22 protein-coding genes and 2 pseudogenes are annotated in these 21967 nt (G+C 42.0%); 5 read left to right on the top strand and 19 right to left on the bottom strand.

What is annotated here, in order from left to right:
* Positions 1–70: 70 nt before the first annotated feature.
* From AC0OMA_RS20830 to AC0OMA_RS20840, 3 genes and pseudogenes are all read right to left on the bottom strand, one after another.
* Positions 71–604 carry a TetR/AcrR family transcriptional regulator gene (locus tag AC0OMA_RS20830; RefSeq protein ID WP_250541147.1) on the bottom strand — a complete coding sequence of 178 codons (534 nt, stop codon included), beginning with the start codon at positions 602–604 and terminating at the stop codon, positions 71–73.
* Positions 605–849: 245 nt separating this feature from the next.
* Positions 850–1635: a helix-turn-helix domain-containing protein gene (locus AC0OMA_RS20835; protein WP_063335922.1), complete on the bottom strand. Its 786-nt coding sequence runs from the start codon at positions 1633–1635 to the stop codon at positions 850–852.
* 274 nt (positions 1636–1909) lie between these two features.
* Positions 1910–2761, bottom strand: a pseudogene (locus AC0OMA_RS20840) (bifunctional lytic transglycosylase/C40 family peptidase); the annotation flags it as partial.
* A gap of 202 nt (positions 2762–2963) precedes the next feature.
* Here AC0OMA_RS20840 and AC0OMA_RS20845 point away from each other — a divergent pair.
* Positions 2964–3503: a GNAT family N-acetyltransferase gene (locus AC0OMA_RS20845; RefSeq protein WP_250541148.1), complete on the top strand. Its 540-nt coding sequence runs from the start codon at positions 2964–2966 to the stop codon at positions 3501–3503.
* A gap of 58 nt (positions 3504–3561) precedes the next feature.
* On the top strand, positions 3562–5631 hold the full coding sequence (locus AC0OMA_RS20850) for a thioredoxin domain-containing protein (protein ID WP_474222410.1): 2070 nt from the start codon (positions 3562–3564) through the stop codon (positions 5629–5631).
* Here the strand turns inward: AC0OMA_RS20850 and AC0OMA_RS20855 are convergent.
* Positions 5628–6527: a lysostaphin resistance A-like protein gene (locus AC0OMA_RS20855; RefSeq protein ID WP_474222411.1), complete on the bottom strand. Its 900-nt coding sequence runs from the start codon at positions 6525–6527 to the stop codon at positions 5628–5630. The two genes, AC0OMA_RS20850 and AC0OMA_RS20855, sit on opposite strands and share 4 nt — an antisense overlap.
* 226 nt (positions 6528–6753) lie before the next feature.
* Here AC0OMA_RS20855 and AC0OMA_RS20860 point away from each other — a divergent pair, with 226 nt between their 5' ends.
* Positions 6754–8109: an MFS transporter gene (locus AC0OMA_RS20860; protein WP_181220376.1), complete on the top strand. Its 1356-nt coding sequence runs from the start codon at positions 6754–6756 to the stop codon at positions 8107–8109.
* Positions 8110–8142: 33 nt separating this feature from the next.
* Here AC0OMA_RS20860 and AC0OMA_RS20865 read toward each other — a convergent pair whose 3' ends face one another.
* The 11 genes and pseudogenes from AC0OMA_RS20865 to AC0OMA_RS20915 all read right to left on the bottom strand — a co-directional run bounded on the left by AC0OMA_RS20865 (position 8143) and on the right by AC0OMA_RS20915 (position 16802).
* Positions 8143–8697, bottom strand: a complete 555-nt coding sequence (locus AC0OMA_RS20865; protein ID WP_181220377.1) for a sugar O-acetyltransferase — start codon at positions 8695–8697, stop codon at positions 8143–8145.
* Positions 8698–8712: 15 nt separating this feature from the next.
* A complete protein-coding gene (locus tag AC0OMA_RS20870) occupies positions 8713–9093 on the bottom strand; it encodes a VOC family protein (RefSeq protein WP_181220378.1) in 381 nt (126 codons plus the stop codon).
* Between the two features lie 55 nt (positions 9094–9148).
* Positions 9149–10084 (bottom strand): transcriptional regulator CcpB, encoded by a 936-nt coding sequence (gene ccpB / locus AC0OMA_RS20875; RefSeq protein WP_181220379.1) that lies wholly within the window; start codon positions 10082–10084, stop codon positions 9149–9151.
* Positions 10085–10142: 58 nt separating this feature from the next.
* Positions 10143–10900 (bottom strand): annotated as a pseudogene (gene xth / locus AC0OMA_RS20880) (exodeoxyribonuclease III).
* A 64-nt stretch (positions 10901–10964) separates the two neighbouring features.
* Positions 10965–11204 carry a 30S ribosomal protein S18 gene (gene rpsR / locus AC0OMA_RS20885; RefSeq protein WP_003219224.1) on the bottom strand — a complete coding sequence of 80 codons (240 nt, stop codon included), beginning with the start codon at positions 11202–11204 and terminating at the stop codon, positions 10965–10967.
* A gap of 43 nt (positions 11205–11247) precedes the next feature.
* Positions 11248–11766, bottom strand: coding sequence for a single-stranded DNA-binding protein SsbA (gene ssbA / locus AC0OMA_RS20890; RefSeq protein ID WP_003219228.1), 519 nt, complete (start codon positions 11764–11766; stop codon positions 11248–11250).
* 40 nt (positions 11767–11806) lie between these two features.
* Positions 11807–12094, bottom strand: coding sequence for a 30S ribosomal protein S6 (gene rpsF, locus AC0OMA_RS20895; protein ID WP_003236622.1), 288 nt, complete (start codon positions 12092–12094; stop codon positions 11807–11809).
* 110 nt (positions 12095–12204) lie between these two features.
* Complete coding sequence (gene ychF, locus AC0OMA_RS20900) at positions 12205–13305, bottom strand: redox-regulated ATPase YchF (protein WP_015483981.1); 1101 nt, start codon at positions 13303–13305, stop codon at positions 12205–12207.
* Between the two features lie 126 nt (positions 13306–13431).
* The gene (locus AC0OMA_RS20905; protein ID WP_181220380.1) at positions 13432–15435 is read right to left on the bottom strand and encodes a molybdopterin-dependent oxidoreductase; all 2004 of its coding nucleotides are present in this window, start codon (positions 15433–15435) and stop codon (positions 13432–13434) included.
* 50 nt (positions 15436–15485) lie between these two features.
* Positions 15486–15692 (bottom strand): DUF951 domain-containing protein, encoded by a 207-nt coding sequence (locus tag AC0OMA_RS20910; RefSeq protein ID WP_003226838.1) that lies wholly within the window; start codon positions 15690–15692, stop codon positions 15486–15488.
* Positions 15693–15785: 93 nt separating this feature from the next.
* Positions 15786–16802 (bottom strand): YkvI family membrane protein, encoded by a 1017-nt coding sequence (locus tag AC0OMA_RS20915; RefSeq protein WP_080109064.1) that lies wholly within the window; start codon positions 16800–16802, stop codon positions 15786–15788.
* 464 nt (positions 16803–17266) lie between these two features.
* Here AC0OMA_RS20915 and yyaC point away from each other — a divergent pair, with 464 nt between their 5' ends.
* Positions 17267–17884 carry a spore protease YyaC gene (gene yyaC / locus AC0OMA_RS20920; RefSeq protein ID WP_003226834.1) on the top strand — a complete coding sequence of 206 codons (618 nt, stop codon included), beginning with the start codon at positions 17267–17269 and terminating at the stop codon, positions 17882–17884.
* Between the two features lie 38 nt (positions 17885–17922).
* Here yyaC and spo0J read toward each other — a convergent pair whose 3' ends face one another.
* Both spo0J and soj read right to left on the bottom strand, forming a co-directional pair.
* Positions 17923–18771 (bottom strand): stage 0 sporulation protein Spo0J, encoded by an 849-nt coding sequence (spo0J, locus tag AC0OMA_RS20925; protein WP_015385221.1) that lies wholly within the window; start codon positions 18769–18771, stop codon positions 17923–17925.
* Entirely contained in the window at positions 18764–19525 is a 762-nt protein-coding gene (soj, locus tag AC0OMA_RS20930; protein WP_003219244.1) for a sporulation initiation inhibitor protein Soj, read from the bottom strand. The genes spo0J and soj overlap by 8 nt, the downstream gene beginning before the upstream one ends.
* A 247-nt stretch (positions 19526–19772) precedes the next feature.
* On the opposite strand from soj, the gene AC0OMA_RS20935 reads away from it, so the two are divergent.
* The gene (locus AC0OMA_RS20935) at positions 19773–20213 is read left to right on the top strand and encodes a PH domain-containing protein (RefSeq protein ID WP_003244005.1); all 441 of its coding nucleotides are present in this window, start codon (positions 19773–19775) and stop codon (positions 20211–20213) included.
* Between the two features lie 50 nt (positions 20214–20263).
* Here AC0OMA_RS20935 and noc read toward each other — a convergent pair whose 3' ends face one another.
* Together noc and rsmG are read right to left on the bottom strand one after the other, a co-directional pair.
* Complete coding sequence (gene noc, locus AC0OMA_RS20940) at positions 20264–21115, bottom strand: nucleoid occlusion protein (protein ID WP_003226829.1); 852 nt, start codon at positions 21113–21115, stop codon at positions 20264–20266.
* A 121-nt stretch (positions 21116–21236) separates the two neighbouring features.
* A complete protein-coding gene (gene rsmG, locus AC0OMA_RS20945; protein ID WP_015385222.1) occupies positions 21237–21956 on the bottom strand; it encodes a 16S rRNA (guanine(527)-N(7))-methyltransferase RsmG in 720 nt (239 codons plus the stop codon).
* Positions 21957–21967 lie beyond the last annotated feature (11 nt).

Genomic DNA, 21967 nt, shown 5'->3' on the forward strand with positions numbered 1-21967 from the left:
GTAATAAATTCTCCTTTTTCATCTTATTTGACTACAGAGTCAAAAACGAAGCAAAAAAATTATGCATAAATTAATGCATAATTAATCCAAATGCCGTTCTTAAGACGGCTTCTGTTTGTTGATGATCAACGCCTGACTTTTGCAACACCCTAACACCTTGCAGAGCGTTAGACAGGTGAAGAGCGAGTTCCGTCGAAGTGAACTTGGTGGTAAATTGTCCAGCAGCTTGTCCTTCCTCAATCACCTCCTCCAATGCATGCTGAACATCGTTATGCATTCCTTCGACCTGTTTTGTTACTTCAAGATCGCTTACCCCAAATTCCAAAGCAGTATTCACCATAAGACAGCCTCTTCGGGCATCTTCGCTATTCGTACATAATGAAGCACGCAGAATAGCGTCAATCTTACCTGCAGGCGAATCAGCCTCGGCCATAATTTCTTTAAGGTTCTGAAGATTATAGTCACGATATAGAGCCAAAGCTTTTAGAAATAGAGTACGTTTATTCTCGAATACCCCATATAGACTTTGCTTTTTAACTTTCGTCTTATTCGTGAGGTCTTCGAAAGAAGTGGATTTAAATCCTTTGGACCAAAACACTTCCATTGTCTGAAATAATACCTTATCAACATCAAATTCTCTTGGTCTTGTCATACGGGGATTATATATTGTTTTTGACCCCCTAGTCAAGTATGTCGCCTAGAGTGAAAAAAGAACTTTGTGATTGGTCTATTATTGTGAGATCTCAGAATGTCAGAAAGTGGATATTACTGGTTAAAATCTTATATCAACTGATTAAACTTTTGATGGTGTTAGTTAAATGAAAAAAAGAACCTTTTTAGGCTCTTTTATTAGATATTATCCATTCTTTTTCTCACTCTCTTACTAAGCTTAAAGCCGAATCTATTTATATACTCTTCGTTTTTCACCATTATTTGATATGCCTCTATGATTGGCAAGGTACGAATCAAGATATAGACACCTACAGCTATCAAAACTACACAAACTGGATAGTAGGCAATTAAACCTGAGGCTATATGTTTTCTTTCAAGAAGAAAAGGAATTACGCCTGCTACAATAGAACAAACTCCAACGACCATGATAGCAGCATACCTTCTTTTAATATCTTTATATCTCGCTGTCAGCTCTTTATGATGATTTTGATCAAAAATCAGAGCCTCTTTCTTGAGTACCTTATATTTATCTTCTTCCGTAATCATTCCTGTCACAATAGCTCCAATGCCGAGTACTGCTATAATAATGATAAGGAGTGTATAAATAGCTGGTTCTTGTTTAAAAACCAAATAAGGGACAGTGGAAAAAATAAGCATGCTCAGTCCGAAAGATACATACTTGAAAACTTTGCGTTGATGCAATAAAAAGCCGTCTGCCATTTCTCTGCTTACATAATATCCTTCTTTGTTATCGGGACGAGGTTCAGCAGAGTCTTTTAACAAATAATCAATTGATACTTCGAAAATGTTTCCAATCATTAGAAGCTTTTCTGTTTCAGGAAACCCTTGCCCATTTTCCCACTTACTAATTGCCTGCCTTGTCGTGTTTACTTTCTCTGCTAAAGCTTCCTGTGACAGACCTTTTTCTTTTCGCAGCTTAAAAAGTTTTTCACCAAATGTCATAGTTAAGAACTCCTTTACTTTGATGACTACATTGTATGAAAACAGCGCTCTCGGTTCTATCTTCCAGCAAATGCACTTTGTCAACTTACGGTTGCAACCATGTTATACGGTGTGTTTTATACCTATTATGATCATGTCTTTGATAAGTAAAAGTTTTCAAAATTAAACACCCAATTCCTTTTCCTTCTTAAGTATAGATAAACAATAAATTCTTTTCCACTTTATATTCACCCTCTAAAACTTGTGATGTGCATTTTTTTATTTCAACTCCTAGTTATTTAATTCGTCCAAAAGATACAAGGTGATCTCTCCAATAACCTGATTTCAGATCAGCATATTCGATTCCACTGTCATTTGAATTAAACATTCTGCCATTGCCTACATAGATGCCAACATGAGTAATGGCTTTTCCTTCATATGTGCCGCAAAAGAACACCAAGTCACCCGCAGTCGCTTCTTTTTCACTTATTTTCTTTGTTGCCCCATGTTGTTCTTGTGCTGTTCTAGGAAGAGTAATTCCAGCTTTCGCAATAGACCACTGAACAAGGCCCGAACAATCAAATCCAGTTTTCGGGTTTGAACCGCCCCAGGCATACGGTTGCCCTTCATATTTCAAAGCTTCTTTCATGACCGTTTCATAGAAATCCATAGAACCGTTCACAGGCTTTACATTTTTATCAGAGCCTTTCACATACCTCATGACGTGGTCAACATAACTTGGGTCACCGTAGCTCTTCCAGCCCATTTTAAAAGCTTGCAATCGGCTGAAATCAAGTGCCAATTTCTTTGTGTATTTCCCGCCATTCTTTTTGACATAGTCTATAAACCCAGAACCAAAGTTGTATGCCTGTAAGGTTAAACGAACATCACCGCCAGCCTGTTTAAAAACCTTCTTAAAATGTTTAATGCCGACTTCAATCGAACGTTCTGGGTCAGTTATGGAGTTAGGAGGTAAGCCGTTACTTTCGGAACTTTGCATGATATCTAAAGAACGCCCACCGCTTTCTTGGATGGTGAGCGCCATAATAATATTCACTTGGTCAAAAACGCCTTCCTGACGGGCGTACTTTTCAAATACAACCCTAAATCGTTCGACTTCCGGTGCAATGCCAACCGTTTCATATTCGTATCCATAACAAAAATTTTTGCATTTTTTTGTGACTAAACAGCAGTTTTGTATTGTTTATCGTCACTGTGGTAACCTTGATATAACTAAATTGGAAAGAAGATGATCACATGAAAAATAAAGGTAAACTTAATAGATTAATCGCTAAGAAGTCTCCATTAATTACTAAACTATTTTATGAAAAAGAAAGGATTGTAAATATTTGAAGAATAACTTCAAAATAATTGAAATGACATTAAAAAATAAAAAAGATTATGATCTCAATCAAACCTTTATGGTTATAGGCAGACTTATTCCGAAATATGAAAATAACTCCTGGACTTGTCAGGAAGAGATTTACGAAAAACCTTATGAATCAAAGTATGAGGAAAATGAAGATTTTGACGAATATATTGATAGCGAAGATAGTGTCGTTTTTTTATACTATGTCGGTGAAACATGCCTAGGGCACATAAAATTACATACAATAGAAGAAATAAAATACGCTTCCATTGATAAACTTTTTGTGTCGAATAGTCATAGAGGCGAAGGTATAGGAACTGCTTTACTTAATAGAGCAAAAGAGTGGGCAATCAACAAAGGCACCAAAGGATTTATGTTAGAAACTCAAGACGTTAATTTACTCGCTTGTCGATTTTATTTAAAAAATGGTTTTGTAATTGGTGCAGTGGATAACATGATTTATAAACATTCACCACGATATTCAAATGAAAAAGCAGTATATTTTTATTTGAGGTTTTAATAATGGAGAAAAAGAAAATACTAATGGTATAAATAAGAAAACGAAAGAAGGTGATCCCATGCCAAATAAAAGTAAACCCAATAGATTAATCGCTGAGAAGTCTCCATATTTACTTCAACACGCCCACAACCCAGTAGATTGGTTCCCCTGGGGAGAAGAAGCCTTCGAAAAAGCGAAACGCGAAAACAAGCCGGTTCTCGTCAGCATCGGCTATTCAACATGTCATTGGTGCCATGTTATGGCCCACGAAAGCTTTGAAGACGAAGAAATCGCGCGTCTTCTCAATGAACGGTTTGTAGCGATTAAAGTCGACCGGGAAGAGCGGCCTGATGTGGATTCTGTTTATATGAGAATCTGCCAGCTGATGACCGGGCAGGGCGGCTGGCCGCTGAATGTGTTTATCACGCCTGATCAAAAGCCGTTTTACGCGGGTACATATTTTCCAAAGACGAGCAAATTCAATCGTCCCGGTTTTGTTGATGTGCTTGAGCATCTGTCTGAGACGTTTGCGAACGACCGCGAGCATGTCGAGGATATTGCGGAGAACGCCGCTAAACATTTGCAGACCAAAACAGCTGCAAAATCAGGCGAAGGCCTTAGCGAGTCTGCGATTCACCGGACATTCCAGCAGCTTGCCAGCGGGTTTGATACGATCTACGGCGGTTTCGGGCAGGCACCGAAATTTCCGATGCCCCATATGCTGATGTATTTGCTTCGTTATCATCACAATACGGGGCAGGAGAACGCTTTATACAACGTGACGAAAACGCTGGACAGCATGGCGAATGGCGGCATTTACGATCATATCGGCTATGGGTTCGCCCGCTATTCGACCGATGACGAGTGGCTCGTTCCCCACTTTGAAAAAATGCTGTACGACAATGCGCTGCTGCTGACTGCTTATACAGAAGCCTATCAGGTCACGCAAAACAGCCGCTATAAAGAGATTTGTGAGCAGATCATTACGTTCATTCAGAGGGAAATGACTCTTGAAGACGGAAGCTTTTTCTCTGCTTTAGACGCGGATACAGAAGGAGAAGAAGGAAAGTACTACGTGTGGTCAAAGGAAGAGATTCTGAAAACGCTCGGGGACGATCTCGGAACGCTGTATTGCCAAGTGTATGACATCACTGAAGAAGGAAACTTTGAAGGCAAAAATATTCCTAACCTCATTCACACAAAGTGGGAACAAATCAAAGAGGATGCCGGGTTAACCGAAAAAGAGCTCAGTCTCAAACTCGAAGACGCAAGACAGCAGCTCTTGAAGATACGCGAGGAAAGAACCTATCCGCATATCGATGATAAAGTGCTGACCTCATGGAACGCGCTGATGATCGCGGGTCTTGCGAAAGCGGCAAAGGTATACCAGGAGCCGAAATATCTCAGCCTAGCGAAAGACGCCATCACATTTATTGAAAACAAATTAATCATCGACGGCCGTGTGATGGTCCGATATCGTGATGGCGAAGTGAAAAACAAAGGCTTTATCGACGATTACGCTTTTCTCCTATGGGCTTATCTGGATCTCTATGAAGCTTCGTTTGATCTATCTTATTTACAAAAAGCGAAGAAACTGGCAGACGATATGATCGGCTTATTTTGGGATGATGAGCATGGCGGCTTCTACTTCACCGGACACGATGCAGAAGCCTTAATCGTACGGGAAAAAGAAGTGTACGACGGCGCCGTGCCTTCCGGAAACAGTGTGGCAGCTGTTCAGCTGCTGCGTCTCGGGCAAGTCACAGGCGACTTATCACTAATTGAAAAAGCAGAAACGATGTTTTCCGTGTTCAAGCCAGACATCGACGCGTATCCGAGCGGCCACGCTTTCTTTATGCAAAGTGTGTTAAGACATCTGATGCCTAAGAAAGAAATCGTTATTTTTGGCAGCGCAGACGATCCAGCCAGAAAACAAATCATAACAGAGCTCCAAAAAGCCTTTAAGCCTAACGACTCCATTCTGGTAGCAGAGCATCCTGATCAATGCAAAGACATTGCGCCATTCGCGGCAGACTACCGGATCATAGATGGCAAAACAACCGTGTATATTTGTGAAAACTTTGCCTGCCAGCAGCCGACAACAAATATTGAAGAAGCGATCCACACGTTAATAAGCAGCAGGGATTAAGACCCTTGCTGCTTACTTTTTGATTTCTTATGGTCCCATAAAGCGATCCCCGCAAACACAAGATTGACCGCTATCGTAAAGAAAGCCTCCCACATCGGGTTCCCCCGCGTAACCGTAAAGAGAGAAGGAATTCCTCCATACACACTGTTTTTTTCTGTAATAAACATACACAAAAACATATTATTCGCGGCATGGGCGCCAAGTGATATTTCGATGCTTCCTGTTTTAATCGTGTAATAGGTCCACACAAAACCAAATGTTAAATACTCAATTCCTGCCCAGACAGCACCGTTGTTCATTTCTGGATTCGCAAAATGCAATACGCCAAACAATCCTCCGACAATCAGTGTCAATATTAGAGGATTTTTCGTCAATCTCCCGAAAACTTGAAGCAAAAATCCCCTGAAAAACAGTTCCTCAGCTGATGTCTGAATCGGAACCAAAATGAGGGCAGCCGCTAGCAGCCAGATAAATCGTGATGCATCAAAGGATTGCATTGAATAATTGTCTGGATGAATCACAAAATCAATCAATTGTACGGCGATCATCAGCAAGAAATAAGCAATAAAACCAAAGGAAATTCTCCGCCAATTCATCTTTGAATTTGGTGTAATCACAGTTCGGAAAGGCCGCTTCAAAATAAAGCGCACAGCCAGCCAAACTCCCGGAATGGCGAATAAATAAATCACATGGGACAAATAAAGATCTACGAGGGGATCACTCAGCACAGCTTCATCCAAATCAAACGTGATATTGGGATTCACAATAACCGTGAACAGTATAGCGAAAAGGTAAGCTATATTCCCGAATACATATAACCCTACCATCACCAAAAAAGCGAAAAAATATCTCCACAACGTATTGTTTCCTTCTATAGGACGGATAAATGAATTCATTCCTTCTATGTCTCTTCCTTTCAATGAGAATATTACTATATATTTGCATAAATTGGTCTATGAATCTACTGTTTTGGAAATCTTTTAAGCAAAATGAAAATATAAAGTGTGAATTTAGTTCTTCCATCTAGTGATTTGAACTCTGTTGCCAATGAACCAAGATACTTATAATAGTCCCAAGAGGGAAATTTTCAGTCTTTTCTTACTACTCAAAAGGGGGTTTTTTATGAATACGATCTTCAAACAAAAGAATACACATCCTTTCTCAAACGCAGCGAATCGTTTAGACCGCCTTCCGATTTCACGCGTTCATTTCCAAGTGTTAACCGCTCTCGGCATTGTTTATTTCTTTGATCTCGCAGATTTATTTACCCTCAGCAATGTAGCGCCGGCACTGATCGAGCATTGGGGCATCCCGCTTTCAACTATTGCTAACGTAACGGCTGCTTCGTTTTTAGGCATGTTTTTAGGCGCTTCACTGGGCGGACGGCTGTCCGATCGAATCGGCCGCAAAAAAGCCTTAAATCTATTTGTCTTTGTTTTCTCAATCGCATCGCTATGCAATGCTGCGGCATGGGACATTCCATCTTTAATGACATTCCGTTTTCTCACCGGATTTGGCGTTGCAGCCGCCATGGTCATTACGAATAGCTATTTGGCGGAATTTTTCCCTTCAAGTGTTCGTGGAAAATATATTTCTTTTTGTGCCATGATTGGATTGATCGGGGTTCCGATCACCAACATTGTGTCTGCCTTTGTCATTCCTCTTGGTTCATGGGGATGGAGGCTAGTATTTGTATGGGGTGCCGTCGGCCTTATTTATTTTTTCTTTATTCGACGGCTGGAAGAGTCGCCTCGCTGGCACGAAAATCGCGGGGAATATGCGAAAGCCGATGCGATCCTCAACCGAATTGAGGCACAGGTTGAAAAGGACAAAGGCCCGCTTCCGGCAGCATCCCAGCCTAAAGTAAGTGAAACTGTTAAGCAGCATGCAGGTTACGCAGGCTTATTGAAAGGCAGAAACCTCAAAATCACCATCATATTATCTGCTGTATGGATTTTTGAAACGTTTGGATTTTACGGATTTGCCTCATGGGTTCCAAGCCTGCTAAAAAGCAATGGCGTCACCATGGAAAATACATTGTGGTATAACGTATTGCATTCCGTCGGCGCTCCGCTTGGCGCACTGCTCGGCTCCATGATTTCTGAAAGATTTCAAAGAAAATGGATTTTAGCTGCGAGTGCGTTTCTGACGGCCATCGCCGGGCTCTTATATGGTATGACTTTTATTCCCATCATGATCATTGTATTTGGTTTTATCGTGAATATCACAGAACGGGTCTTTACCTCGAACTTATATGCCTATACATCTGAACCTTATCCGACTGAATACCGCTCGTCTGGCAGCGGTTTAGCCTATGGTCTTGGCCGTTTTTCAAACATTTTTGGCTCATTGCTTGTCGGATTTATTGCCGTTCAGCTCGGCTATATCAGCGTCTTCTTATTTATTGGGGGCTGCTGGCTCGCATGCTCCTTGCTGTTAATCTTCTTCGGTCCTAATACGAATGCGAAACAGATTTAAAAAAGTCAGTGCGGATCTGCCGCACTGATCTCATTACAATTGCTTCAAAATCCTCGCGGGGTTTCCGCCTACAACACTATTAGCGGGTACATCCTTAGTGACAACAGATCCAGACGCAATCACTGCGTTATCACCGATTGTCACTCCCGGGTTAATCACCGCCCGGCCTCCAATCCAAACTTGATCTCCAATTGTCACAGGCTTACCGAACTCCTTCCCGGATTTCCTTTCGATCGGATCAAGAGGATGACCGGCCGTGTAGATATGTACACCTGGCGCAATCAAACAATGACGGCCGATACGCACCTCACACACATCTAAAATGACACAGTCAAAATTAACAAATGTATGATCTCCGATATGAATGTGATAGCCATAATCACAGCGAAATGTCGGCAAAATCGTGACTTGATCCCCAACCGAACCGAGCAGCTCCTTCAAAATCTCCGTCCGCACTGCATCATCTTCCGGTGTTTCGTTATATTGTCTAATCAGCTGTCTCGCTTGCTTGCGTTCTAGTAATAGTTGCTGATCTTCCGAATTGTATAATTCTCCGGCTGCCATTTTTTCTTTTTCTGTCCTCAGCATTTAAGTCACTCCATGTCAGATTGTAATCTCGATCAAATTTCCTTCATCATCTTCAATCACACTTTCATAGTACCCGTCTCCTGTTGTCCTCGGGCCGTTTACTACTGCGAAACCATCCGCCTTCAATCGATCAGTCAGTTCGTCAACTTTCTCCCGGCTCCCAACGGAAAAGGCAATATGTGCCCAGCCTGTCATTGTTTGTGAGGGCGCGTCGGTCACATTCCCTTTTTTCATAATTTCCAGCCTTGCTCCGGAATCAAACGTAATAAAATAAGACTTAAAATCTTTTTTCTCATTATGATACAAATCATTCGCTTCGCCATTAAAATACGTTTCATAAAAAGATTTCATTCGCTCTAAATCATTGACCCAGACCGCTGTATGTTCAATCTGCATTTCTTCCTCCTCCTTCGCCTTCAATGAAGTTATAAGGTATGAAATGCATTTCAGTTCAAGCTTTTTTCTTAAATTTATGCTGAATTTTGATATCAGCGGGTTCATCCTGCAAAAATAGAGAAAATGCTGCGATGCCGAGCTGCTCAAGGTTCAAATCAAGCGACGGAAAACCAAGAACACGGCTGATAGAAGTATTCCCCTCGCCTATGATTTCAACATCCCAATTATTCTTTTTGGCAAATAGATGAATTCCAGCTGCCACTTCATCACTATTTGCATAAATAGCAGTCGGAACCCGCCCGCTCATATAAAAATGTTCAGCTGCCAGCTCACCATCATTCATATCGTTGCATCCGGACAGCATATGGAGGTCTTCCAACCTTCCGCAGACAGCTTTATAGGCCGCAGCTTTATCAGCCGTGCTCGGGCTCCTATCAGCTTCTCTGACACACGTAAAAGCAATATTCTCATTCCCGCGGCTCTTTAAATAGCGAAAGCTCTCTGCATAAGCAGCTTTTCTGTCATTAAAAGCACAAGGGACATCAATGTCTCCGGTATCCTCACAAGCGATGATCGGCCCATATTCCTGATAAGCTAAAATGCTATCCCAATGATTGGCGCGGGAAGTAATGATGAGACCGTCTATTTTCTTGGTTCTTAACAGCTCTAAATATTTGATTTCAATATCGGGGTTATAATTGGTGGGGAGAAGGGTCGTTGCATACTCATGCTGAAAAGCCGCCTTGGTGATTCCGTTAACGATTTTATCAAAGCAGGGATGATCGCTATAAGGCAGAATCACACCGACTGTATGGGTTTTCCCGCGAATGAGATCGATTGCGGTTCGATTTGGTGTATAATCCAATTCCTTCATGACTTGATGAACAAGCTTTCTCTTTTCTTCAGATACATACGGATGATGATTCAATACACGCGAGACAGTCGAAACAGATACATTTGCCAGTCTTGCGATCTCTTTTATATTTGCCATCTCTTTCTCCTTTTCATATAAAAAAAGCAGTAAGTGTAAAATCCTTACTGCTATCTCATCATATATTGATGATAAGTTCAACAGGACAATGGTCGGAACCCATGACGTCCGCTGATATACTGGCATCTTCAATCTGTTCCTTAAGGCTTTCAGAAACAACAAAATAATCAATCCGCCATCCGATATTTCTGTCCCGGCGCCGGCACGATACGACCACCAGGAATAAGCGCCTTCAAGATCAGGATAAACATGACGGAAAGAGTCAACAAAGCCAGCTTCTAAGAAACGAGTGAATGCCCCTCTTTCTTGATCTGAAAATCCAGCGTTATTCCGGTTCGCCTTTGGATTTTTCAAATCAATCTCCTGATGAGCTACATTCAAATCACCGCATAAAATCACTGGTTTTTTCTGATCCAATTCAAGAATATAAGACAATAAAGCCTCTTCCCATTGCATGCGGTAATCAATCCGCTCTAATCCCCTTCTGGAATTGGGCGTGTAAACAGTCATCACAAACACGTTTTCAAATTCCAGCGTAATCACTCTGCCTTCTTGGTCATGCTCTTCTACTCCGATACCGTAGATGACCTGCAGCGGTTCTTGCTTAGAAAAAACAGCTGTGCCGGAATATCCTTTTTTCACTGCATAATTCCAGTACACATGATAGCCTTCAGGCTGGAGATCAACCTGGCCGTCCTGTATCTTCGTTTCCTGAAGACATATAATATCTGCATCCTCTTCTTTCAAATAAGAGAGGAAATCCATTTTTCTCATCACAGCCCGCAGGCCGTTTACATTCCATGAAATCAACTTCATGTTTCATCCTCCCCCCTATAAAAAAGAGCAAGAACCCGAAGGTCCTTGCTCTTTACGCATCAGCTTACTCACCGCTTACGTATGGAAGTAAAGCCATTTGACGTGCGCGTTTGATCGCTGCAGTCAATTTACGTTGGTATTTAGCGTTTGTTCCAGTTACACGACGTGGTAAAATTTTACCGCGCTCAGAAACAAACTTTTTAAGAAGATCTACATCTTTGTAGTCGATGTGCGTGATACCGTTAGAAGTGAAATAACACACTTTACGGCGTTTCGCACGACCGCCTCTGCGTCCTCCTGCCATTGTCATTTCCCTCCTTTCTTTTTCATTTTAGGCGATAATCACATTAGAATGGAAGATCATCATCCGAGATGTCAATCGGTTTGCCGTCGTTGGCAAATGGGTCATCGTTAAAGCTGTTCCCCTGATTGCGTCTCTGGTTGTTTTGATTTCCCCCAAATGGATTATCATTTTGGCCTCCGCCAAAGTACTGGCCTCCGCCGCTGTTTCCTTCGTTGTATCCACCTGAACCAGAACCGCCGCCGTTTTTCGGCTCAAGAAATTGAACACTTTCAGCTTGGACCTCTGTCACGAAGACACGCTGTCCTTGCTGGTTTTCATAGTTTCTTGTTTGTAAACGGCCATCTACGCCTGCAAGGCTTCCTTTTTTCAAGAAGTTTGCAACGTTTTCGGCTTGTCTTCTCCAAGTGACACAATTAATGAAATCGGCCTCACGTTCTCCGGACTGGTTCGTAAATGTACGATTCACAGCAAGAGTAAACGTAGCAACAGCCGCACCGTTTGGCGTATAACGAAGCTCTGGGTCTTTTGTCAGTCTTCCGACTAATACAACTCGGTTAAGCATAAGAAAGACCACCTTTTACCATTATATATTTCAAAATTGCTTATTCTTCTTCTTTAACAACAATGTGGCGAATGATATCGTCACTGATCTTAGCTAGACGGTCAAATTCTTGAACTGCCGCAGCGTCAGATTGAACGTTTACGATTTGGTAGAAACCGTCGCGGAAATCGTTGATTTCGTAAGCAAGACGACGTTTACCCCAATCCTTTGTTCCAGTGATCTCCGCACCGTTAGAAGTCAGAACGTTGTTGAAACGCTCGATAACTGCTTTTTTAGACTCATCGTCAATGTTTGGGCGGATAATGTACATAACTTCGTACTTTCTCATCTGTTTGCACCTCCTTTTGGACTAAGCGGCCCATAATGGGCAAGGAGCAATAATTCTATTACTCACAATTTTATATTATACCAAAGCTCTTGTCCCTTTACAACTGCATCCTATACATTAAATCGGAAATGAATAACATCTCCGTCTTTAACCACATACTCTTTTCCTTCAAGACGGACTTTTCCTGCCTCTTTAGCTCCTGCCATGCCGCCGCCCGCAAGAAGATCCTCATAAGCAACTGTCTCAGCACGAATGAAGCCCCGCTCAAAGTCACTATGAATAATTCCTGCACACTCAGGGGCTTTCATGCCTTTTTTGAATGTCCAAGCTCTGACTTCCTGTTCTCCGGCTGTGAAATATGTTGCGAGGCCGAGAAGAGAGTAAGACGCTTTGATCAGCTGATCAAGACCTGATTCTTGAATGCCCAGCTCTTCCAAGAACATTTGCTTTTCTTCGCCTTCAAGCTCAGCGATTTCAGATTCGATTTTTGCACACACAACGATAACTTCTGCGTTTTCGCCGGCAGCGTACTCGCGAATCTTCGCTACATTTTCATTGCCAGATGGATCAGCAACTTCATCTTCACTTACGTTGGCCACGTACAAAATAGGCTTCGAAGTCAGTAAATGGAGCTGCTTCACAAGCTTTTGCTGCTCTTCAGTGAATTCTACAGATCGAGCAGGCTTTTCACTCTCAAACGCTTCTTTCAGTTTAGATAAAATCTCAAACTCAAATACAGCGTCTTTATCTTTTTGCTTCGCAAGCTTGCTGACGCGTGTAATCCGCTTTTCAACCGTTTCCATATCAGCGAGGATCAGCTCAAGGTTGATCGTTTCAATGTCATCAATCGGATCAACCTTTCCGGAAACGTGTGTAATGTTGTCATCGGAAAAAGCACGGACAACGTGGCAAATCGCGTCAACTTGGCGAATATGAGATAGGAACTTGTTGCCGAGTCCTTCTCCTTTAGATGCGCCTTTTACAATCCCTGCAATATCAGTGAATTCAAAAGCAGTCGGCACAGTCTTCTTCGGGTTGACCAGCTCAGTCAGCTTTTGCAGACGATCATCCGGCACCTCTACAATTCCCACGTTCGGATCAATTGTACAGAACGGGTAGTTGGCTGATTCGGCACCGGCCTGTGTAATTGCGTTAAATAGTGTTGATTTTCCGACGTTCGGCAAACCAACAATTCCAGCTGTTAAAGCCATTCTTTCATCTCCTCTATATAAAACCGTCATTGTATGAACGTATTTTGAACCTAGAGCAATTATAAGGAGGTTCCCTGGAAAAGACAAGCTGACAAAAAAGCATTTTCAGCCTGCCAACCCCTTTGATTATGCTTTTTTCAAGCCTACTAAACAGTCAAAAAGCGTACTTCCCATTCCATTATCAGAATTTGTATCATTTGTCATTGCATTGACTGACCCTCCAAAAGCCGCCCACATGCCTTCATCTATATTAATCGTCTTCGCATGAGCCTGCTTCATCACTTTCACCTTGCCCTTCAAGCGTCCGCGGTCATTAAAGATGACAACTTCGTCTCCATCCTGAAGATTCTGCTCAGCCGCTATATCTGGAGAAATATCGACCTGAACGTGCTGAAGCTTTTCAATAAACGGCACATGCTGTGAATGGTTGGAACGCTGCGGATGAATGGATAACAGCGTATAAGGGTACTTTTCAGCTAACTCCTCATTATGGAAAACAGATTCTTCGGGCACATTTAATTGAAGCGAGCCGCTAAATCCTTTTTGCTCAGCTAGCGACGAAGTAAATTCAAATTTTCCACTCGGCGTCAAAAACTGATAATCATCCCACGGCACCTGTTTTACTGGAAGAGGGAGGTGGCCTTTTTCTTTTAAACGCTCAAGTGTCACATCCTCTGCTTCCAATGAGGAAAGCCCCATCTCTAAAAATTCTTGAGTGCTGTATTCAAACAGCTCGCCAAACCCAAGACGTTTTGCAAGCTCTGACCAGATCCAGCTGTCCGATTTCGCTTCACCCTGTGGCTCCACAAGCTTCTTCCCGTACTGAACATAATGATGATACATACTGGAATAGTAGATATCTTCTTCTTCAAAAACAGTGGCAGTCGGCAAAACATAATCACACAGCTTTGCGGTATCCGTCATAATGGAATCAATCGCGACCGTCATTGGAACCTTTTCAAAAGCTTGTCTCACCTTATTTGTATTCGGCACCTGAGTCAGCGGATTTCCGCACGTCACAATAATCATCTCAATCGCAGGATCAGCAGCGGTCAACACTTCTTCAGCCTGCGTCATCATTGAAAAAGAACGGGATGTTGTTTTTAATTCCGGCAGCGTCAGCTTTGTTTTTGCAAAGCTCTCACCAATCTGGACATTTCCGAAATTCGCGCCGCCGCCCTTAATTCCGACATTTCCGCTTGCCGCAACAAGTGCATCAATCCAACGAATCGTTCCCCCACCGTTTTTATATCGCTGCATGCCAAGCCCCATAAAACTAGACACCGGGCCATCAGCATACAAACCAGCCAAATACTCCAGCTCCTCCATAGAAGTTTCTGTTTTCACAATAAACTCTTCCAGAGAAACGGTCTTCAAAAGCTCTTTCACATCGTCAAAACCGACAGAATGCTCAGAAATAAACGTTTCATCCGTTCTTCCCGTCTCAATCAGAACCTTCAAAACGGCTGCTGCAAGCCAGCCGTCCATTCCAGGCTTTACAGAGATATAGCGGTCGGCAAGCTTGGCAGTCGGATTGAATATCGGATCAATCACCGTAATCGTGGCGCCCTTCTTTTTCACCTGCTGCAAGTGATGGTATAAGTGCATATTTGTTCTTGATACATTTCTTCCCCACACAACAACATGCTTGCTGTTGTAAATATCAAGCGGGCCGTGCCCGTACGAACGGCCAAAATCCCAGCTTTGCGCCTCGATTCCGGAGCCCCAGCATATGCTTCCGACGATTTCAGTCACGCCGCCATATCCATTAAAAAAACGCTGATCAAGCGCTTTTAACAGACCGTTATTCGCATAATCATGGCTGTGCAAAACAGCAGTCGTCTCCGACGTTTCCTTGATTTCCCGAAGTTTGTCGGCAATTTCATCAAGTGCCTGCTCCCAGGAAATCCGCACAAACTCGCCATTTTGTTTTTTCATTGGATAGCGAAGCCGATCAGGCGAGTTTGTTTTTGTCTCAAGCATTCTGCCGCGGCCGCAGATTTTGCCTTCCGTAATCGGATGGTTTGGATCTCCGTCCACTTTTGTTACCTTTCCGTCTTCAACAGTCACCAAAAAGCCGCAGCTGTCCCAACAATTCAGCGGACATGCCGACTGATGCACTTTGCTCATCGCCGTCTTCTCCTTACCTTCTATATGAAAAAGCATGAGTGTCGGCCTATTTATGAAGTAGGCTCCTCATGCTTGACTAGTACTTTTTTTAGTTTTCTTTCAAATTCTCTTCTCGGAATCATAACACTGTGAGAGCATCCCTCACACTTAATTCGAATATCCATTCCCATGCGTATAATTTTCCAGCTGTTCGCTCCGCATGGATGCGGTTTTTTCATTTCTACGATATCATTCAGGCCAAAGTCTTTATCCGCCAAGACCCTTCACCTCTTTTCCTAAACTGCTGTATCTATTGTACAAAAAAACTGATCATAAGAGCAATCAAGATACCCGAAAAGAAATCCATCCTCTTATTTCCATTTACTCAAAATAGGATATAAGAGCAGACAAACTAACAAATACAAATTGAGCATCCCATATATCGGATACAAGAACGCGATCAAATCAGAAAATCCGAAAGAAGTAAAAGGTACCATTAACACTAACAAAATCAACACAATCATCCATCTAGGCATATGAATAAACGCCATCAGCCGGCTGGACAGCCCCAGCAAACCAGCTACCGTCGTCGTGTAAATCGCCAGGCACAGCACCGCCGTCATACATAAAAAAAGGAAATAAGGCGCACCCTCCAGAACGGCAAACAGCGGTATTTCAAACTGAGAAAGGGAGCCCGCCAGTTCCACCAACGTTTCATTATAAACAAATGAGATCACGCCAAAAATAAGACCGCTTGCCACACTTGCGATTTTTGCTTCTCCGAGCCCTTTCATTTCTTTCCCAACAGAGGATAAAATCGCAACAACTGAAAGGATGTTTAAAGAGGTAAACGTAATGCTCGCAGGCCAGTTATACTGCTGGGACAAATCAATCGTCCACGTATGGTGATGTGTGCTCTGAAAGGAGATCAACGCATATAAAAGCCCCGCTACTAACACAGGAATCAAAATACTATTTATAGATAATATTCCTTTCACATCCCACAAAAACAAACACACTGTCACGATGCAAATCAGCGCGATTCCCCACCAGAAAGGAAGCTTGTACATTTGCAGGGTCACACCGCCTCCGGCAATCATCACCATAGTCGTCGAAAACAAATAAAAAATGATGAGGACATCATAAATTTTCGCCAGCCATGGCCCCATTAAATGCTCCAGAACCGGCAGAAAATGAGTGGATTGAACTTTAAAACTGATTTTCATCACAATATAAGACGAGAAAATGAACATAATTGTAAACAGCACAATAGCAAGTCCGCTTTCCGCCCCAAAAAACTGCCATATCTCCTGACCGCTCGCATATCCGGCCCCGATCAGGCTCCCTAATATGAGCAGCATCCACTTCATTCCGGCTCTCCACAACACTATCACCTCATAGACAAAGTTCAGCTTGTTCCCGTTATTGTTACTATATAAATAAAAGAAAGCAAACATGCCATATTTTCATAGACATTTAAACACAAGATGAAATTATCATACGAAATACACATAAAAAAAGACTGCTAATGCGGCAGTCTAAAAAGAGATATTTATTTGTTTGTCCGCGGAATGAAGAAGTGAACTTCACTCTTCACTTTTTTCTAATCCTTCCTATCTATTCAAGTGTTTTATAAGCAGACCATAGCTTGATCATGATCGAGGCAATGGGGGACAATACTTGTAATTCACCCACTAACCATTCATATCATGCCCTCTACTTTTTTTAAAATCTCCGGTGCCATACACAAAGCATAAAAAATCATACTGCTGGATATACTGTAAACAACCTTACATAACTACACACACACCATAGCAATTCTGTTACCTACTATAACAAGGAAGTGAAACCCATGAATCGAAAAGGCGGGCTTTTTTCCTCTCAGGAACGAGTAAAGCAATATGTTTCACATACAGATGCTGCAGCGGCAAAACAAATCCAAACCATCCTTTCTTCATCCTTACGTAAAGCTGCCGGCAAACCAATTGTCGTGGTTTGTATCGGAACAGACCGTTCAACCGGTGACTCATTAGGCCCGCTCGTAGGAATGAAACTCAAACAGATGCAGCTCACCAGATTCCATGTCTACGGAACCTTATCTGACCCCGTCCATGCTGTGAACATGAAGGATAAAATCAATGACATTCATAAATTACATAAAAACCCATTTGTTATAGCAGTCGATGCATGCTTAGGCCGCGTTAAGAGTGTGGGTTCATTTCAAATCGGGGACGGGCCATTAAAGCCCGGAGCCGGTGTACAAAAAGACCTTCCTGAAGTGGGAGATCTTCATATTAACGGAATCGTGAATGTGAGCGGTTTCATGGAATATTTTGTATTGCAAAACACTAGACTCAACTTGGTCATGAATATGGCAAATGTTCTAGCGGAAGGTTTGAGTTTAACAGATCGGACAGAGTGGAGGCAAGAACGCATTAACCCGCTGCAAAGGCTCACTGGGCGCATATAAAACAAAAACCATCTTCGTTTGAAAGATGGTTTTTTCATTTATGATTCTCGTTCAGACAAAAGCTCTAAAATCCGATCAAGGTCTTCATTAGAGAAAAATTCAATTTCGATTTTGCCTTTTTTCTTCTGTCTTTTAATATTAACTGTTGTTCCAAAATAATTTTGGAGATAGGATTCCCGTTCTTTTAGAACCGCGTCTTTCACAGGTTCTTTTTTCTTTGTTTCACGTGGAACATTTTGATTTAACTGCTGAATCAGCTGCTCAAGCTGGCGAACATTAAGCTGCTCCGCAATGACTTTTTGTACAAGCGGTTCAAGCTTATTTTTGTTTTTTAAGCCAAGAAGCGTGCGTCCATGTCCCATAGAAAGCGTACCTTCGGCAATAAGCTGCTGAATATTTTCTGGCAGTGTCAGCAGTCTTAAATGATTCGCAATATGCGGTCTGCTTTTCCCAAGACGTTTGGCAAGCTGTTCTTGCGTGAGATCTAAGTGTTTCAGCAAGGAGTCATATGCCTGAGCCTCTTCAAGCGGAGATAAATCTTCACGCTGAAGGTTTTCTAATAAAGCAATTTCCCTCATTAACGCCTCTGATAATTCACGGACAATGGCCGGAACTGTATCTAAACCTGCCAGCTTTGCCGCTCGAAAACGCCGTTCACCCGCAACAATATCATAGCCTTTTAAAGATTTTCTGACGATAAGCGGCTGAAGAATGCCATGCTGCAGCACAGATTCTTTTAGTTCAGCTAATGCCTCGTCATCAAAGTGTTTTCTTGGCTGATAAGGATTAGGGCGTAAATCGGTAATTTTAATTTCTTCAACTGTCTCTTCAGACAAATCCACCTGATTAAATAACGCATTAATCCCTTTTCCAAGGCCTTTAGCCATTCGCAGCCACTTCCTTTGCTAAATCTAAATATACTTCCGCACCTCTTGACCGCGGATCGTATAAAATGATGGGTTTTCCGTGACTCGGTGCCTCACTCAGACGGACATTACGCGGAATAACTGTCTTATATACTTTATCCCTAAAATACTTTTTAACCTCTTCAATCACTTGAATGCCAAGGTTTGTCCGTGCATCAAGCATTGTCAGCAATACACCTTCAATCATTAAATCAGTATTCAAATGCTTTTGCACAAGACGTACTGTATTTAATAATTGGCTGAGACCCTCCAAGGCATAATATTCGCACTGTACAGGAATCACAACGGAATCCGAGGCAGTAAGGGCATTAATCGTCAGCAAGCCCAATGACGGCGGACAATCAATGATAATATAATCATAATTTTGCTTTACTGCTTCAAGCGCTCTCTTCAATCTCACTTCTCTTGATATTGTAGGAACCAGCTCGATCTCAGCCCCAGCAAGCTGAATCGTCGCAGGAATCACATCCAAGTTCTCTACTGTCGTTGCTTTAATAATATCTATTACATCTGCATCATCTACTAAAATATCGTACACACACTGCTCTACATCGGCTTTTTCAATCCCTAATCCGCTTGTCGCATTTCCCTGCGGATCAATATCTACCAGCAGAACCCTTTTCCCTATGTAAGCCAAACATGCCCCAAGGTTGACAGACGTCGTTGTTTTGCCGACCCCGCCTTTTTGGTTCGTAATTGCTATGATTTTTCCCACGATGTCACCTACTTTCACATGAACATGTACTATCTTGCTTCTATTCTATCAAAAAAAGATTAAAGCGTTTCATTTTTTTCATCATTTTGTTCCGAATCAGAAGGGAAATAATTGAAAATTCAAGCACGCTTTATGCTTTCTCTTATAAATTCTGCAATTTCTATGTTTTTTTGACTTAAAAAAGGAATTTCTTAAAGAAAAAAAGAAGAAGTCACAGTACAGAACGTGGAAACAGGATGGTGAGAAAATGGTTTATCAAACGAAGAGAGACGTACCCGTTACGCTGATGATTGTGTTTCTCATATTACTGATACAAGCAGATGCCATTGTTCCTTTTGTGCTGGGAAATATGAGAGTTTCCGGCTGGATCATTTTTATTCTACTGACTCTTTTAAATGGACTCATCATTTGGAGCTTTATTGACCTAAAATATGTATTGAAGGAGCACCATCTGATCATTAAAGCCGGATTGATCAAACATCAAATTCCTTATGAAAACATCGATAAAGTCGTTCAAAAAAAGAAACTGTGGTCCGGTTTTCGTCTGATCGGCTCTCGCCATGCCATCACAATATATTATCAGGGGGGATGGGGACATGCAGTAATTTCACCGCAAAAATCTGAAGAGTTTATCCACAAGCTCAAAGAAAAGAATTCTAATATAATAATTTTCACTAAAAGTAAGTGATTACCTTTTATTGAAAATATAAAAAGCTCTCCTGCTTTTCAGGAGAGCTTCTATTTTGGTATGCGAATCGTTAATTGAATATATTCTTCAAATTCTTCTTCTTCCGTATTCAATTTTACACCGCTGTCTTCCACCATTGATAGTGACTGGCGAATCGTGTTCATCGCAATTCTTGTATCTCTGCTGAATGCTTTGCGTCTCGGCTTTGGCTTTCTCTGGCCTTGCTCCAGCATTTTCACCACGCGGTCTTCCGTCTGCTTTACATTTAAACTTTTCTCAATAATCTCTGTGAGCAGTGTGACTTGGAGCTCAGGCTGTTTCAGCGGAATCAGTGCTCTGGCATGGCGCTCGGTGATTTTCTTCTCCATAATCGCCTCTTGGACCGGCTGAGGCAGCTTTAATAACCGAAGCTTATTCGCGATTGTAGACTGCCCTTTTCCTAAGCGCTGTGCGAGTGCCTCCTGTGTTAAATCATGCAGCTCAAGCAGCCTAGCATAAGCATGCGCTTCCTCAATAGAAGACAGTTCTTCCCGCTGCAAGTTTTCGATTAACGCCACAGAAGCGGTTTCCGTGTCGGAAAAATCCTTAATAATTGCCGGAATCTTTTCCCACTCAAGCGATTGCACCGCTCTCCAGCGTCTTTCACCTGCAATGAGTTCGTATTGGCCTTCTTCTTCTGTATGCCTAACAACAATCGGCTGAATAATGCCGTGTGTATGAATGGTCATTGCTAACTCTTTGATTTTTTCATCTGAGAAAATGGTGCGTGGCTGAAAACGGTTGGGAACGATAGCATTTACCGGTATTTCCAGAATCTCTTCTTTGTTTGTATCATGTTCAGCAATCTCCGGCTCCTGTTCCTTCTCACCAAGCCCGAAGAAACGAGAGAATGAATGCTTCATGTACCTACACCACCTTTAAAAACTGCCATTTTTATAATTCTATTTTCTCATGGTTTTTCCTGCTGTACATCCATCAATTTTGATGAAAATATGATGGTATTGTCATATCAGGCTGTCTAAATTATCCTTCAATTGGCGATTTATTAGGAGTTCCCGGTTTTCTTGGATACTTCTTAGGTGTATTTTTCATTTTGCGTATCACCATAATATTACGATCGCTTTCTTCAATAGGCAGCTTAAAAGAATGGATATTCTCAAGTTCTCCTCCAAGCGTCGTGATTGCTTTTTTGCCTGCATTCAGTTCTTCTTCAGCTGATGCGGCTTTTAAAGCAACAAATAAACCGTTTTTCTTCACCAGAGGCAAGCAAAGCTCACTCAAAACAGATAATCTCGCAACTGCTCGCGCCGTCACAATATCATAGCTTTCACGCACGTCTTTCCGTTGCCCGAACGTTTCAGCTCTGTCATGGCAGAATGTTGTATTCTCCAATTGCAAACCCTCAGATAACTTTTCTAAAAACGTGATCCGTTTATTCAGTGAATCCACGATTGTGACATTGAGGTGCGGAAAGCATATTTTTATCGGCAGACTTGGAAAACCCGCTCCCGCTCCAACATCACAAATCGTGTTCACCTGATTGAAGTCGACATAAAAAGCAGCTGTAATGGAATCATAAAAATGCTTTAAATACACTTCTTTTTTCTCTGTTATTGAAGTCAGATTGATTTTTTCGTTCCATTCAACCAGCATGTCGTAATACAGCTCAAATTGCTCCAGCTGACGGGGAGAAAGGGAGATCCCTTTTTCCGCCAAACCAGAAGTGAATTCTTCAATATTCATGCCGTCATCCT

This window comes from Bacillus sp. AMCV2 (assembly GCF_056033925.1).